Source organism: Kitasatospora sp. NPDC017646 (genome assembly GCF_044329365.1).
Classification (GTDB): domain Bacteria; phylum Actinomycetota; class Actinomycetes; order Streptomycetales; family Streptomycetaceae; genus Kitasatospora.
In genome coordinates, this window is sequence record NZ_JBIRJC010000008.1 from 192020 (window position 1) to 206737 (window position 14718).

At 72.1% G+C, this 14718-nt stretch carries 13 protein-coding genes; 6 read left to right on the forward strand and 7 right to left on the reverse strand.

Annotated elements, in window-relative coordinates:
• Positions 1–117 precede the first annotated feature (117 nt).
• Positions 118–1047 (reverse strand): phosphatase PAP2 family protein, encoded by a 930-nt coding sequence (locus ACH4J0_RS15735; RefSeq protein ID WP_396240300.1) that lies wholly within the window; start codon positions 1045–1047, stop codon positions 118–120.
• Positions 1048–1469: 422 nt separating this feature from the next.
• Here ACH4J0_RS15735 and ACH4J0_RS15740 point away from each other — a divergent pair, with 422 nt between their 5' ends.
• The gene (locus ACH4J0_RS15740; RefSeq protein WP_030286482.1) at positions 1470–2441 is read left to right on the forward strand and encodes a sigma-70 family RNA polymerase sigma factor; all 972 of its coding nucleotides are present in this window, start codon (positions 1470–1472) and stop codon (positions 2439–2441) included.
• 136 nt (positions 2442–2577) lie between these two features.
• Entirely contained in the window at positions 2578–2829 is a 252-nt protein-coding gene (locus tag ACH4J0_RS15745; RefSeq protein ID WP_396240302.1) for a hypothetical protein, read from the forward strand.
• 15 nt (positions 2830–2844) lie between these two features.
• On the opposite strand, the gene mscL is transcribed toward ACH4J0_RS15745, so the two are convergent.
• The 5 genes from mscL to ACH4J0_RS15770 form a co-directional block, all read right to left on the reverse strand.
• The gene (mscL, locus tag ACH4J0_RS15750) at positions 2845–3261 is read right to left on the reverse strand and encodes a large conductance mechanosensitive channel protein MscL (RefSeq protein ID WP_396240304.1); all 417 of its coding nucleotides are present in this window, start codon (positions 3259–3261) and stop codon (positions 2845–2847) included.
• Between the two features lie 30 nt (positions 3262–3291).
• Complete coding sequence (locus ACH4J0_RS15755) at positions 3292–3564, reverse strand: hypothetical protein (RefSeq protein ID WP_396240306.1); 273 nt, start codon at positions 3562–3564, stop codon at positions 3292–3294.
• Positions 3565–3881: 317 nt separating this feature from the next.
• A complete protein-coding gene (locus ACH4J0_RS15760; protein ID WP_396240308.1) occupies positions 3882–4193 on the reverse strand; it encodes an FmdB family zinc ribbon protein in 312 nt (103 codons plus the stop codon).
• Between the two features lie 125 nt (positions 4194–4318).
• Entirely contained in the window at positions 4319–5611 is a 1293-nt protein-coding gene (locus ACH4J0_RS15765) for an MFS transporter (protein WP_396240453.1), read from the reverse strand.
• Between the two features lie 556 nt (positions 5612–6167).
• Entirely contained in the window at positions 6168–7652 is a 1485-nt protein-coding gene (locus ACH4J0_RS15770; RefSeq protein ID WP_396240310.1) for a potassium/proton antiporter, read from the reverse strand.
• A gap of 341 nt (positions 7653–7993) precedes the next feature.
• Here ACH4J0_RS15770 and ACH4J0_RS15775 point away from each other — a divergent pair, with 341 nt between their 5' ends.
• Positions 7994–10714, forward strand: coding sequence for a penicillin acylase family protein (locus tag ACH4J0_RS15775; RefSeq protein ID WP_396240312.1), 2721 nt, complete (start codon positions 7994–7996; stop codon positions 10712–10714).
• Between the two features lie 61 nt (positions 10715–10775).
• On the opposite strand, the gene ACH4J0_RS15780 is transcribed toward ACH4J0_RS15775, so the two are convergent.
• On the reverse strand, positions 10776–11351 hold the full coding sequence (locus ACH4J0_RS15780) for a 5-formyltetrahydrofolate cyclo-ligase (protein WP_396240314.1): 576 nt from the start codon (positions 11349–11351) through the stop codon (positions 10776–10778).
• A 62-nt stretch (positions 11352–11413) separates the two neighbouring features.
• Here ACH4J0_RS15780 and ACH4J0_RS15785 point away from each other — a divergent pair, with 62 nt between their 5' ends.
• From ACH4J0_RS15785 to glp, 3 genes are read left to right on the forward strand one after another with little or no spacing between them, the layout of a single operon-like run.
• Complete coding sequence (locus ACH4J0_RS15785; protein ID WP_396240316.1) at positions 11414–12322, forward strand: GGDEF domain-containing protein; 909 nt, start codon at positions 11414–11416, stop codon at positions 12320–12322.
• A 51-nt stretch (positions 12323–12373) separates the two neighbouring features.
• On the forward strand, positions 12374–13294 hold the full coding sequence (galU, locus tag ACH4J0_RS15790) for a UTP--glucose-1-phosphate uridylyltransferase GalU (protein WP_396240318.1): 921 nt from the start codon (positions 12374–12376) through the stop codon (positions 13292–13294).
• A gap of 28 nt (positions 13295–13322) precedes the next feature.
• A complete protein-coding gene (gene glp / locus ACH4J0_RS15795; protein ID WP_396240320.1) occupies positions 13323–14660 on the forward strand; it encodes a gephyrin-like molybdotransferase Glp in 1338 nt (445 codons plus the stop codon).
• Positions 14661–14718 lie beyond the last annotated feature (58 nt).

Here is a 14718-nt window from a genome sequence, read left to right on the forward strand (position 1 = left end):
CCTGCTCGCCCCGGGCCCTCCGCCGAGTCCGGCGGGGACCTTCGGCGTTCCCGGGGCGGTTCCCCGGGGCCAGCGGCCTCGGCGACCTCGGCGACCTCAGCGGCGGCTGGAAGCGCCTCAGCGGACCGGCGCGTCCGGGCGGTCGCCCGGGCCGTCCCGGCCGGGGACGTCCGACTCGGCACCGCCCAGCGGGCCGTCGCCCGACCGGCCGTCCTCCAGGGGGTCGGGGTCCAGCAGGTCGCCGTCCGACGGTCCGTAGGCGTCCGGTCCGTCGGCGTCCGGTCCGTCGGTCCGCGGGGCCCGGACGGACGACACGATGACCCGCTGGACCCTGGGCCTGGTGCGCCAGTTGACCCGCCGTACGTCCCGCGCCAGCGCACCCGGCCGCCAGAGTTCGATCGTGGCCGTCACGATGCCCAGGACGACGCCGGCGGCCAGCCAGCCCGCCACCACGTCGCTGGGCCAGTGCACCCCGAGGGCGGTCCGGGTCCAGCCGATGGTCACCACCGTCGCGACGGCCACCGTGCAGGCGGCGGTCCGGCCGCGGCGGTCGACCCGGTACCAGAGCAGGCCGACCAGGACGGCACAGGTGATCGCCGAGGCCATCGCGTGCCCGGAGGGGAAGGCCGGGCCGCCCGCGTGCGAAACCGGGTCGGAGAAGGTGGGCCGCTGCCGGTCGACGGCCAGCTTGAGCGCCCACTGGGCGCCCCAGCCGACCAGCGCCTGGGCGGCCGTCCAGCCCGCCAGCACCCGGGCGCCGATCAGCCAGAGCCAGGTGGCCGCGATGCCGAGCAGTGCACGCATCGTGACGGGGCCGCCGATGTCGGAGAGGGTCTGCACCGCGGCGGTCCAGATCCGGTGTTCCCGTGCGTAGTCGTGGAGTTCGCTGATCCAGGCCTGGTCGAACTGGTGCAGGGGGTGCCAGTGGCCCGTCACCAGCGTCGCGAGGAGGCAGAACAGCGCGGCACAGCCCAGCGCGAGCGACGAGTCCCGGAGGAGACGACGCTGACGCACAGTGACGGAAGTCGTGCTGTTGGTCAGGTGCATGCCTGGTACCTTCCCAGCGTCCTGGGCCGATCGGGAGCTGCGGTGATAGCGATTCGGCATCTTTTGTGCGGAGGACCTGCGTGCGCCGGGTTGTGGGCGCGGGCGGGGGTCGGGGGCGCGCGGGAACGTGTGCGACCGCTCGGCTGTTCAACGAAGGGGCGGCGGTTGCGTGTGCGGCCGGTGAAGAAGTGCTCTACGGGTGGTCGTGGACGGGCACTTGAGGTGTTCGATCGGTCACGTGCTGTGCGGATCCGGGATGAAAACCGGCAGGATACTGCATTGCTGGGAAGAATCTGAGCGACTTGGGAATGTTGTCCGGAATCTGTTCGTTAGATCGTTACGTGTGAGCCCCTCGGGGCCCGCACTTCTTGCCCTCTCGGGCAGGCAGGCAGACCTCGGCAATTCCAGCAAAGGGAGCAAGCATGGCCACCCGTGCCGTCGTTCGCGACAGGGCCGACCGGACTCGCGCGGCCCGCCCGACCAACCTCGAGGCCGACCGTGACCTGGTCGGCATGTACCTCGACGAGATCGCCAGGACGCCCCTGCTCGATGCCGCCGAGGAGGTCGAGCTCTCGCTGCGGATCGAGGCCGGCGTGTACGCCCAGCACATGCTGGACGAGGGCGAACTTCCCGACGGCGTCACGCGCGAGGAGCTGGAGGCGATAGCCGCCGACGCCGAGCGCGCCAAGGACGTCTTCATCCGCTCGAACCTCCGTCTGGTCGTGGCGGTCGCCCGCCGCTACCCGCGCAGCGGCCTGCCGCTGCTGGACCTCATCCAGGAGGGCAACGCCGGCCTGGTGCGCGCCGTCGAGAAGTTCGACTACGCCAAGGGCTTCAAGTTCTCCACCTACGCGACGTGGTGGATCCGACAGGCGATCACCCGCTCGATCGCCGACCAGTCCCGCACGATCCGGCTGCCCGTGCACCTGGTCGAGGAGCTCGGCCGGATCCGCCGGGTGCAGCGCGAGAAGTCCAAGGAGCTGGGCCGCGAGGCGGAGCCGGCCGAGATCGCGGCCGAGCTGGACACCACCGAGGCCCGGATCAAGGACGTGCTGGACTGGGCGCGGGACCCGGTCAGCCTCAACATGTCGGTCGACGACGAGGGTGAGACCCAGTTCGGCGACCTGGTGGAGGACACCGGGGCGACGTCCCCCGAGGACGCCGTGATGGTCATGCTCCGCCGCGAGGAGCTGGACGACCTGATCGGGCGGCTGGACGACCGCACGGCCTCGATCATCCGCTCCCGCTACGGCATGGAGGACGGCCGCGAGCGCACCCTCACGGAGGTGGGCAAGCAGCACGGCCTCACCCGCGAGCGGATCCGTCAGATCGAGAAGCACGCCCTGGCCGAACTGAAGAAGATCGCCGACCACGCGGGCTTCGAAGCCGCCTGACGGCCGACGGCCGAGGTCGACCACCCGGGCCCTGGTGCGGAGCGCTCCGCACCAGGGCCCGTGGCGCGTCGCGGGCCTCTTAGGCTGGAGGGACAGGTCAGACCGTGAACAGGTGATCGGGAAAAGGGTGGACAGGGTGAGCGAGCAGCGACAGGCAGAGCAGGGGCAGGAGGAGCAGGGTCAGCGGCAGCGGGAGCCGAAGGCCCAGGGCGACCCGGACCCGGACCCGGCCAGGGCCAAGGCCCGCCTGGTCTTCCGCGATCCGCTGGACCAGCAGTCCCGGGACGACACCGACGCCGGCTGGGGCGACCGCCCCGGAGCCGGGGAGAGCGGTGGGCGGGGGCTGGACTGGTACCTGAGCCAGCGCCCGCCGCACCACGGGGACTAGGGCGGGGAACGGGGATCAGCGCGCCGTGACCAGCGCGTCGCGGATCTCGGTCAGCAGTTGGACCTCCCGGGCCTCGGCCTCGGCCGCCTCCTCGACGACGGTCCTGCGCCTGGCCGCCAACCGGTTCATGGGCACGATGAGGACGAAGTAGACGACGACGGCGGTGATCAGGAACTGCAGGGCGGCACTGAGCACCGACCCCCACAGGATGAGGACTCCGGACGTGACCTCACCCGTGCCGCTCACCTCGCAGGGCCCCTTGAGGCAGGAACTGTAGGACGCCAGGTCCTTCGTCCCGAACGCGCCGACGATCGGGTTGATCACGCCTTTGACGAAGGCGTTGACGATGTTGGTGAAGGCCGCGCCGATGACCACGGCGACGGCGAGTTCGACGACATTTCCACGCAGCAGAAATTCCTTGAAGCCTTTCATGCCGCCTCGAACGACGAAGTCGTTCCCGGGTCACGGGTGATCCTCCGGAAGCGCGGATTGACAATCCGTACGGCCCACCGCGCCCCCCGAGGGCGGCGGCAGACCGGCCCGCGCGGGCCCGAAGGCGAGCGCCGCGGCCACCGCGAGCAGTACCAGCGCGGGCACCCCGCCCCGCCGTCGGACGGCCCGGCGCCAGCGGTGCCACCCGCCGCACCCGCGCCGGATCGGCGGGAAGCTCGGCACCTCCTGCCGGGGCGGCACGGTGGGCGCGGGCAGCGGAACGGACAGGCTCATGGCCGTCATCGGGGCACCTCCGGAGGATGCGGTCGGACACCGCGCGGTCGGACACCGCGCGCTCACCGTGCGGTCGGACACCGTTCGGTGAGCACACGATGCGCGTTTCCGTCACCGCCGGAAAGCCGGTTCCCACAACCTGTGGACAACCCCGCCCCTGTGGACAACTTCGTACACCCACGCGAGTGAGCCCGACCTCCCCGGGCTGACGAAAGGCCGGACGCGAGCACGAAGAGCACGCGAAAGGCCCGTCACCCCCGCGCGAAGCGGGGCCGACGGGCCTTCCCGTGAAGCCTCAGGAACTCCCGGAATCCGGGGAGCCGAACTCAGCTCGCGGCCGGGGCCGGGCTGCTGGACGCGCTGGACGAGCTCGACGAACCGGAAGCGCTCGACGAACCCGACGCCGACGACGACGTCGAGGAGCCGGCGGACGAACCCGCGCCCACCGAGCTGCTGGAGGACGAGCGGCTGTCGGTCCGGTAGAAGCCCGAGCCCTTGAACACGACACCCACGGCCGAGAAGACCTTGCGGAGCCGTCCCTGGCAGTCGGGGCACGTGGTCAGCGCCTCGTCGGTGAACTTCTGCACCGCCTCCAGGCCGTTGCCGCACTCGGTGCACTGGTACTGGTACGTGGGCACTTGTCTTCCTCCTGGCACTCTCGCCTGATGAGTGCTAACGATGGTCAATGATGCGGCATTCCGTTGGATCAGTCCAGCGAATCCGGTGTGAGATGAGCCGGTACGGGCCGCGTTCGACCGCCCGCTCAGCCCTTGGCCGCGCCGACCAGCTGCGCCGAGGCGGCGCGCTCGCCGGACCCCGCCACCACGTGACCGCTCCTGGCCGGTGCGACCAGCAGGTGCCGCATCGACACCAGGGCGATCAGCCCCAGACCGGCGCCGACCAGCGGCACCAGGAACCCGGCGGACGGCCCGTGGCCGTCGATCAGCCGCCCGGCCACCATCGAGCCGACGGCCAGGCCGAGGCCGATGGCGCCGGTCAGCCAGGTGAAGGCCTCGGTCTTGGCCCCGTCCTCGACCAGGGTCTCGACCAGGGTGTAGCCGCTGATGAGGGTCGGGGCGATGGCCAGACCGCAGAACAGTCCGGCGATCGACAGGGTGACGAGGTTGGGCATCGCCCACAGCGTCGAGCAGCCCACCACCAGCAGCGCGTAGCTGATGACCATCCTGTGCTGGACGGCCCGCCGCCAGGCGATGACGCCGTAGAGCACGCCGGCCACCATCGAGCCGCCGGCGAAGATCCCGTACACGGTGCCGGCCGCGTCGTGCTGGCCGACCGAGTCGGCGAAGGCGTTCACCGAGACCTGCATCCCGCCGAACACGGCCCCCACCCCGAGGATCACTCCGGCCAGCAGTCGGACGCCGGGCGAGGCCAGCGCGGAGGCGCGTCGCGCGCCGGGCTGAGGGACGGTCCGGGTGGGAGCGGTGCGGCGCTGGGTGGCGAAGACCAGGCCGCCGACGAAGGTCAGTGCGGCCTCCGTGATCAGCGCGGTGGCGGGACTGACCGAGGTGGCGATCTTGGCGGCCAGGATCGGACCGATCACGAAGGTGAACTCGTCCGTCACGGACTCGAAGGCGAACGCGGTGCTCACCTTGGCCGCCGAGGAGGCGGACGCGCCGTCGGCGCCGATGGTGGCGATCCAGCGGGCCCGGACCATCGCACCGATCTGCGGCACGCTCGCGCCGGCCGGAACGGCGGCCAGGAACAGGCTCCAGGCCGGCGCGTGGCCGAGTGCCAGCGTGATCAGCAGGCCGACCGAGGCCGCGTGCACCGCGACGGTCGGAACGAGGACGGCGGCCTGCCCGTACCGGTCGGCGAGCCGCCCGGTCTGCGGGCCGATCAGCGCCTGCGCGACGGCGGCGATCGCCGTGACGGTGCCGGCGGTGCCGTACGAGCCGTGGGTGTCCTTGACGAGCAGCAGGATGCCCATGCTGAGCATCGCGTAGGGCAGCCGCGCGATGAAGGCGGGGGCCAGGAACGTCCAGGCGCCGGGCGTGCGCAGCAGCGCGCCGTACCCGACCTTGGCGGGTGCGGTCACGCTGTCGGGGGTGCTGGCCGCGGTGTCCGGAGCAGTGCCCGGAGCGGTGTCCGGAGCGGATTCCGCGGCGATCTCGACCGTTCGGCGGGCCGTCACGGTCGGTCCTTCCTGCTGCCTGGTAGCGCGGCAGGGCATGGGGTGGCCCCGACGGCGCCGAGAGTCGTCCTCTCGCGCGTCGACCGGGGTAGATACCGGGCCGGCCGGGCCTGGTGGGCCGGGGCCGGACCGCGGCCGCCGAGCGGTCGCGCCAACTCTGCGTCAGGCAGATGCTGGGGGTGGTCTAACGGTAGTTATACGGCGTAGTCGAACCAGCATACAGTTACGCGCGTAGATCCCGCCAGACCACCCACGACGCAGCGGCCGGCCGGAGGCCCTCGCCCGGGCCCCCGGCACAAGCGGCAGCCCCAGCCGGCACCGGCCGTTCAGCCACCCCGCCGGTCGGCCGTCACCGCCGCCGGGCATTACCCGGCCGTCACCGCCCGGCCGTCACCGCCCGGCCGTCACCGCCCGGCCGTCACCGCCCGGCCGTCACCGCCCGGCCGTCACCGCCCGGCCGTCACCGCCCGTTCAACCACCCCGCCAGCTTGCCGCCCTTGTCCACGGCCCGCAGTCGCCGCTCCGCGGCCTCGCTCACCTCGTCCGTGGTGACCACCAGCAGCTCGTCCCCGCCGCGCAGCATCGTCGCCTTGTCCGGCACGAAGGAGTTGCCCTCCCGCACCACCAGGGTGACCGCCGCCCCCTTGGGCAGCCGCAGCTCGCTGATCTCCACGCCGGACATCCGCGAGGCCGGGGAGAGGGCGACCGACAGCAGGTGCCCGTGCAGCTTCTCCAGTGGCGCGGACTCGATGTCGAGGTCCTGGCCCATCGCGCCCTCGCCGATCTTCAGCCGTTTGGCCATCCAGGGCAGCGTCGGTCCCTGGAGCAGGGTGAAGACGACGACCAGGATGAAGACGATGTTGAACACGTCCTCGGCCTTGTGCGCGCCGGAGACCACCGGGATGGTGGCCAGCACGATGGGGACCGCCCCGCGCAGCCCGGCCCAGCTCAGCAGGGCCTGCTCGCGGCCCGGCACCTTGAACGGGGTCAGCGTGAGCACCACGGACAGCGGCCGGGCCAGGAACACCAGCACCCCGCCGATCACCAGCGCGGGCACCACGGCGTCGCCCATGCTCTCGGGTGCGGCGAGCAGTCCGAGCAGCACGAACATGCCGATCTGCCCGATCCAGGCGAGCCCGTCGGCGAAGCCGCGCACGGCCGGTCCGTGCGGGAGCTTGGAGTTCCCGAGGATCACCGCGCTGATGTAGACGGCGAGGAAGCCGGAGCCGTGCAGCAGCGAGCCGCCGGCGTAGGCGAGCACGGTCAGCGCCACCACGGCGATCGGGTACAGGCCGGAGGAGGGCAGCGCGACGTGCTTCACCGCGAACGCGCCGAGCTTGCCGACGGCCAGGCCGACCGCCGCGCCGATCGCCAGTTCGGCGACGATCGTGGCGAGCAGCACGTACCAGGTGTCCAGTTCGCCGGCGGAGGCGAAGGCGACGACCAGGATGACCACGGGCGCGTCGTTGAAGCCGGACTCGGCCTCCAGCAGGCCGGTGAGCCGGTGCGGCAGCGGGACCATCCGCAGCACCGAGAAGACGGCCGCGGCGTCGGTGGAGGAGACGATCGCGCCGAGCAGCAGCGAGGTCCGCCACTCCAGGCCGACCAGCCAGTGGGCACCGGCCGCGGTGACGATGACGCTGATCCCGACGCCGACGGTGGCCAGCACGGTGGCCGCCGGCATCGCCGGTCTGACCTCGCGCCAGCTCGTCTTGAGGCCGCCCTCGGCCAGGATCACCACGAGCGCCGCGTAGCCGAGCACCTGGGTCAGTTCGGCGTTGTTGAAGGTGACGCCGATCCCGTTCTGGCCCAGTGCCACGCCGATCCCGAGGTAGATCAGCAGACTGGGCAGTCCTGATCGGGTCGAGAACCGGACGGCGATCACCGCGAAGAGCAGGATCACGGAGGCTTCGAGCAGGAGCTGGTTCAGATGGGCGACGTTCACGCAGTGGCACCTCGGGCAGGCATGGGCGGGCGGGGTGTCAGGTGGTGCAGGAGGGATCGGCGGTGCGGGGATGTCGGGTGGTGCAGGGGGTCGGTGGTGGAGCTGTCAGCTGGTACGGAGGTGTTCCGTGTGTACAGAGAGGGGTGCTGTCGAGCACCGGCCCGCTAAGAAGTCGTCAATGCTCCTGTTGCGGATCGTTACTCAGTCTAACATTTTGCCATATCTTTAGCTTGGTCCCCCGTTCACAGCCCTCCGCCGACTCGGCCTAATGTGGTTCCCTGTCACGGCCCCAGGCCCTGGACACGCCCGCCCGCCCCGAAGTCAGGACCGCAAGGACCCAGATGCCCCGCTCGAAGAAGTTCCGGCGCGCCCGTCTGATCGTGATCGTGCTGGTCGTGCTGCTGGTGGCCGGCGTCGGCTACGGCGGCTACCGCGGGGTCACCGCGGTCCGTGCGTCCTTCCCGGAGGTGGACGGCACGGTCAAGGTGGCGGGCCTGAGCGCGCCGGTCGACGTCAAGCGCGATGCCAACGGCATCCCGCAGCTGTACGCGGACACCTCCGAGGACCTGTTCCGCGCCCAGGGCTACGTCCAGGCCCAGGACCGCTTCTGGGAGATGGACGTCCGCCGGCACATCACCGCGGGCCGGCTCTCCGAGATGTTCGGCGACAGCCAGGTCGACACCGACTCCTTCATCCGCACCATGGGCTGGCGCCAGGTGGCGCAGAAGGAGTACGACAACAAGCTCTCGCCGGAGACCAAGAAGTACCTCCAGGCCTACGCGGACGGCGTGAACGCCTGGCTCTCCGAGCACCCCGGCGGGGAGAAGGCATCGCTGGAGTACGTCATGCTCGGCGCCGTCAACAGCGGCTACAAGCCCGAGCAGTGGACCCCGGTGGACTCGGTGGCCTGGCTCAAGGCGATGGCCTGGAACCTCTCCGGGAACCTCCAGGAGGAGATCGACCGCTCGCTGCTCGCCCAGGACTTCGGCCCGGACAAGATCGCCGAGCTGTACCCGGAGTACCCGTACTCCCGCAACGGCACGATCGTGAAGACCGGCACCGTCAGCGGTGACACCTACCGCCCGGCCGACGGCTCCACCCAGCCCGGCACGGCCCCCGGCGGTGGCACCGCACAGGGCGCTGCCACCACCAAGGCGCTGATCCAGGGCCTCACCGACCGGATCGACGGGATGCCGCAGCTGCTCGGCCGCCCCGGCCAGGGCATCGGCTCCAACTCCTGGGTGGTGGCCGGCTCGCACACCACCACCGGCAAGCCGCTGCTGGCCAACGACCCGCACCTCGGCCCCGGCCTGCCCTCGGTCTGGTACCAGATGGGCCTGCACTGCCGGACCGCCTCGCCGGCCTGCCAGTTCGACGTCTCCGGCTTCACCTTCGCCGGCATGCCCGGCGTGGTGATCGGTCACAACAAGGACGTCGCCTGGGGCTTCACCAACCTGGGCGCCGACGTGACCGACCTCTACCTGGAGAAGGTCACCGGCCCGGACACCTACCAGGTGGACGGCAAGGACGAGAAGTTCGACCTGCGCAAGGAGACCATCAAGGTCGCCGGCGGCGAGGACCGCACCATCACCGTCCGCACCACCCGGACCGGCGCCCCGCTCATCTCCGACCAGAGCACCGAGCAGCAGAACGTCGGCAAGTACGCCCCCAACGGCAGCTCCGCCCCCGACCGCGGTACCGGCGGCTACGGCGTCGCCCTGCAGTGGACGGCGCTCAGCCCGGGCAGGACCATGGACGCCGTCTTCGAGCTGGACAAGGCCCGCAACTGGGACGACTTCCGCGCCGCCGCCAAGGACTTCGCCGTCCCCGCGCAGAACCTGATCTACGCCGACGCCAAGAACATCGGCTACCAGGCCCCGGGCGTCATCCCGGTGCGCGGCAAGGGTGACGGCTCCATGCCCGCCCCGGGCTGGGACTCCTCCTACCAGTGGAAGCCGGACCCGGTCCCCTTCAACGCCCTGCCGTACAGCTTCAACCCGGCCTCCGGCTACATCGTCACCGCCAACCAGGCCGTGGTGGACCCGAGCTACAAGTACACGCTGACCAAGGACTGGGAGTACGGCACCCGGGCCAAGGAGATCACCGACCAGATCGAGGGCCTGCTCAAGAACAACGGCAAGATCTCGCCGGACGACATGCAGACCCTGCAGCTGGACAACACCAGCATCATGGCCAAGACGCTGGTCCCGCTGCTGCTCAAGCAGCAGATCGACGACCCGTACGTGCGCCAGGCCCAGGACCTGCTGAAGGACTGGAACTACCACCAGGACGCCGACTCGGCCGCCGCCGCCTACTACAACGGCGTCTGGCGCAACCTGCTCAGCCTCGCCTTCGGCCAGAAGTTCCCGGCCGACATCCGGGCCAAGGACAACTGCCTGCTGGTGCGCCAGCAGGACGACCCGACCAAGCCGGACAGCTCCAGCAAGATCGTCACCCAGTGCGGCACCCGCGACCCGGGCAAGGCCCAGCCGGACGGCGGCGACCGCTGGACCGAGGTGGTGCGCGCCCAGCTGGACAAGCCCGACAGCTCGTGGTGGACGTACATCGACTCCCAGCACAAGGAGCAGAAGGGCCTGGACAACCTGCTCAAGGAGGCGATGAAGAACGCCCGGCAGGACCTCACCTCGCTGCTCGGCAAGGACATCTCCACCTGGAGCTGGGGCCGCCTGCACAAGCTGGAGCTGCGCGAGCAGACCCTCGGCACCGACAACTCCTCGATCGCCTCGGGCGTCGTCCACAAGCTGCTCAACCGCGGCCCGTACCGCCTCTCCGGCGGCTCGGCGGCGGTCGACGCGGCGGGCTGGAACGCGGCGGCCGGTTACCAGGTGGACTGGATCCCGTCGATGCGGATGGTGGTCGACCTGAACGACCTGGACTCCTCGCGCTGGATCAACGTCGGCGGCGAATCCGGCCACGCCTTCCACGCGAACTACAACGACCAGACCGACCTCTGGCTCAAGGGCAAGCTGTTGGCCTGGGCGTTCACACCGGACGCGGTCGAGAAGGCCACCCAGCACAAGCTGGTGCTCACCACCGGCTGACGCCCGTACGGCACGCGGAGAACGGCCCCGCCCCCTCCGGGGGAGCGGGGCCGCCGCCGTCTCACCCCAGCGCCCGCACCCCCGAGGGCGTGACCGCCAGGTCCACCGGCAGGTCGTGCGGCTCGGCCGGTACCCGCTCCAGCAGCTCGTGCTCGTACAGCAGCACCGCCAGTACCGGCCGCACCCCCGCCCGCCCCAGCCGGGCCAGCACCCGGTCGTAGCTGCCGCCGCCCCGGCCCAGCCGCAGCCCGCCCCGGTCCACCGCCAGGCCCGGCAGCAGCACCACCGAGGCCCGCGTCACGGCCTCCGGCCCGAGCCGCGGCCCGACCGGCTCCAGCAGCCCGCGCCCGGCCGGGGCCAGCGTCTGCGGCCCCGCGTACTCGGCCCAGTCCAGGTCGTTGTCGGGCAGCAGCACCGGCAGCAGCACCCGCACCCCGCTCTCCCGCAGCGCGTCCAGCAGCGGCCTGGTCCCCGGCTCCGCGCCCACCGAGACGTAGGCGGCCACCGTGGCGCCCGGCGCGGCCAGCTCCCAGGCGTGACCGGCCAGGGCGTGGGCCGCCCGGGCGCGCCCCTCGGCGCTGAGCGCGCGGCGTTCCGACAACAGCCGTGTCCTCAGCTCGCTCTTCTCGTTGTGCACCGGATCCTCCACGTCCGAAAACCGTGACGCGCAGAGCCTGACACGCGAAAGGGCGCCCCCGATTGTCCACCCCGTTGCTGGTCCACGCCCTGGCCGCGCTGAGCGCCCCCGCGCTGGCCGGCGTCACCGTGCTCGGCCTGCGCGTGCGCCGGGAGCGGACCGAGGCCGCCGAGGACCGGGAGCGGCTGAACGGGCGGATCGCCGAACTGGAGGAGCGCTGCGCCGAACTGGAGCGCACCGCCTCCTGCGACTCGCTCACCGGCGTCTGGAACTACCGCCACCTGCAGCTCACCCTGGACCGGGAGATCGAACGGGCCCGCCGCGCCGAGCACACCGAGCAGGCCGACGGCCCGCGCCCGCTGGCCGTGCTGCTGCTGGAGATCGCCGGCTTCGACGCGGTCATCGCCGAACACGGCCGCGCCCGCGGCAACGCCGTGCTGCGCGACCTCGCCCAGCGGCTCGCGATGGAGATCCGCCGCGCCGACACCCTGGGCCGCTACAGCGGCGAGGAGTTCCTGGTGGTGCTGCCGGACACCGGCTCCGAGGGCGCGGCGCAGGTCGCCGAGCGGCTGGTCTGGTCGGTCCGCCGACACCTGCTGCTCGACTGGTCCTCCGGCACCCGGGCCCCCCGCCCGGCCGGGGGCAACGGCCTGACCGCCGCGGCCGGAATCGCCGTGCTGCCCGAGGACGGCACGCACGCGGCCGTCCTGCTGCGCTCGGCGGACGCCGCACTGGCCGCGGCACGGGCGGCCGGCGGCGACTGCTGGCGGACCGCGCCGCGCCCCGGACAGCCTTGCGGCGAGCCCCGTGAGCAGCCCGCTCCCGCCCCGGAGCGGCCTTCGACTGCCGAGCGTGACCGTTCGGGAAAGCCGGGTAGTCTGTCGGCCTGTACCGGAGGGGACCCCCTCGCCCAGCCGGTCGCTTCCCATACGCCTGCCACTGTGGCCGTGCCCCGGGACGTGCTGTCCTAGCCGTCCGACCGTGCTCGGCCGGGCGAAAACATGCCTGAGTAAGGTAAACGCATGACGACGACCGCCTCCCGAATTCCGGTAACCAAGGCCGTGGTACCCGCGGCCGGACTGGGCACCCGCTTCCTCCCGGCGACCAAGGCCACTCCGAAGGAGATGCTGCCCGTCGTCGACAAGCCGGCCATCCAGTACGTCGTCGAGGAGGCCTCCGCCGCGGGTCTGTCCGACATACTGATGGTCACCGGCCGCAACAAGCGCGCGCTGGAGGACCACTTCGACCGCGCCTACGAGCTGGAGGAGCTGCTCGTCCGCAAGGGCGACGAGGACCGCCTGCGCCGGGTCCGCGAGTCCGTCGAGCTGGCCAACATGCACTACGTCCGCCAGGGCGACCCGAAGGGCCTCGGCCACGCCGTCTCCGTCGCGGAGCAGCACGTCGCCGGCCAGCCCTTCGCCGTCCTGCTCGGCGACGACCTGATCGACCCGCGCGACCCGCTGCTCGCCCGCATGATCGAGGTGCAGCAGGAGCTCGGCGGCTCGGTCGTCGCCCTCATGGAGGTCGACCCCTCCCAGATCCACCTCTACGGCTGCGCCGCCGTCAAGGCCAACGGCTTCGGCGAGGACGTCTTCCAGGTGACCGACCTGATCGAGAAGCCCGAGCCCGGCGAGGCCCCGTCCAACTACGCCGTCATCGGCCGCTACGTCCTCGACCCGCTGGTCTTCGACGTGCTGCGAGAGACCCCGCCCGGCCGCGGCGGCGAGATCCAGCTCACCGACGCGCTGCGCGAGCTGACCGCCCGCGACGCCGAGAGCGGCGGCCAGGTGCACGGCGTGCTCTTCAAGGGCCGCCGCTACGACACCGGTGACCGCGCCGACTACCTGCGCGCTATCGTCCGACTGGCCGCCGAGCGCGAGGACCTGGGCCCGGAGTTCCGCTCCTGGCTGCGGGAGTTCGTCGGCTCCGAGCTGCAGGACTGACCCTCAAGACCAAGAGAGCGAGCCGCCGATGACCGGGTCCACGGAACACACCACCACCCCCGCAGCCTGCTGTGACGGGTCCGCGGACCGGGCACCGGCGGCTCCTCGCTTCTGGACGGTGGACGAGCACCGCGCCGACGTGTTGTCGGCGATCGGCCCGCTGCCCGCGATCGAGCTCCAGCTGCTCGACGCCCGGGGCTGCCGGCTGGAGGAGGACGTGGTCGCCGACGGCGACCTGCCGCCCTTCGACAACAGCTCGATGGACGGCTACGCGGTCCGCACCGCCGACACCGAGGGCGCCACCGACCTCTACCCCTCGGTGCTCACCGTGGTCGGCGACATCGCCGCCGGCGCGGGCGAGCTGCCCAAGGTCGGCCCCGGCCAGGCCGCCCGGATCATGACCGGCGCACCCCTGCCGCCCGGCGCCCAGGCCGTCGCCCCGGTCGAGTGGACCGACGGCGGCAGCGGCACCGGGACGGCCGCCGCCGCGATGACCGCGCCGGTCGCCGGCGAGGAGGTCCGGGTGCTACGGCCGGTCGCCGAGGGCGCGCACATCCGCCGCCGCGGCAGCGACGTCGCGGCCGGCACCACCGTCCTGACGGCCGGCACCCGGCTCGGCCCCACCCAGCTCGGCCTGCTCGCCGCGGTCGGCCGGGCCACCGTGAAGGTCCGCCCGCGTCCCCGGGTGGTGGTGCTCTCCACCGGCAGTGAGCTGGTCCAGCCCGGCGAGCCGGTCGGACCCGGGCAGATCACCGACTCCAACAGCTTCACCCTCACCGCGGCCGCCCAGGAGGCCGGCGCCATCGCCTACCGGGTCGGCGGCGTCCCCGACGACCCCGACCGGCTGCGCGCCGTCCTGGAGGACCAGCTCGGCCGGGCCGACCTGATCGTCACCAGCGGCGGGGTCAGCGTCGGGGCGTACGACGTGGTCAAGGAGGTCTTCGAGTCCTACGGGGGCGTCGACTTCCGCAAGCTGCGGATGCAGCCCGGCAAGCCGCAGGGCTTCGGCCGGATCGGCGGCGCGGCCGGGGTGCCGCTGCTCGCCCTGCCCGGCAACCCGGTGAGCGCCTACATCTCCTTCGAGCTCTTCGTCCGCCCGGCCATCCGCACCATGCTGGGCGCGGCCGACGTCCACCGCCCGGTGGTGCGCGCGCTCTGCCCGTCCGCGCTGCGCTCACCGGCCGGCCGCCGCCAGTTCCTGCGCGGCCGCTACTCGGCGGCCGACGGCACGGTGCAGCCGGTGGGCGGTGCCGACTCTCACCTGGTCGGGGCGTTGGCCCGGGCGAACTGCCTGATCACCGTCCCCGAGGACACCACCGAGCTGCCGGCGGGCAGCGAGGTCGACGTGGTGTTGCTGGACTCCTGAGCGGAGGACGGGTCCGGCCCCGGGTCGAAGGGCGCGCCTGCGCCGAAAAGCAGGGGCG

Excerpts from the sequence above, each read along its gene's own strand:
- ACH4J0_RS15735 (WP_396240300.1), bottom strand. The coding sequence starts at position 1,047 with ATGCACCTGACCAACAGCACGACTTCCGTCACTGTGCGTCAGCGTCGT.
- ACH4J0_RS15740 (WP_030286482.1), top strand. The coding sequence starts at position 1,470 with ATGGCCACCCGTGCCGTCGTTCGCGACAGGGCCGACCGGACTCGCGCG.
- mscL (WP_396240304.1), bottom strand. The coding sequence starts at position 3,261 with ATGAAAGGCTTCAAGGAATTTCTGCTGCGTGGAAATGTCGTCGAACTC.
- ACH4J0_RS15755 (WP_396240306.1), bottom strand. The coding sequence starts at position 3,564 with ATGACGGCCATGAGCCTGTCCGTTCCGCTGCCCGCGCCCACCGTGCCG.
- ACH4J0_RS15775 (WP_396240312.1), top strand. The coding sequence starts at position 7,994 with ATGCCCCGCTCGAAGAAGTTCCGGCGCGCCCGTCTGATCGTGATCGTG.
- galU (WP_396240318.1), top strand. The coding sequence starts at position 12,374 with ATGACGACGACCGCCTCCCGAATTCCGGTAACCAAGGCCGTGGTACCC.
- glp (WP_396240320.1), top strand. The coding sequence starts at position 13,323 with ATGACCGGGTCCACGGAACACACCACCACCCCCGCAGCCTGCTGTGAC.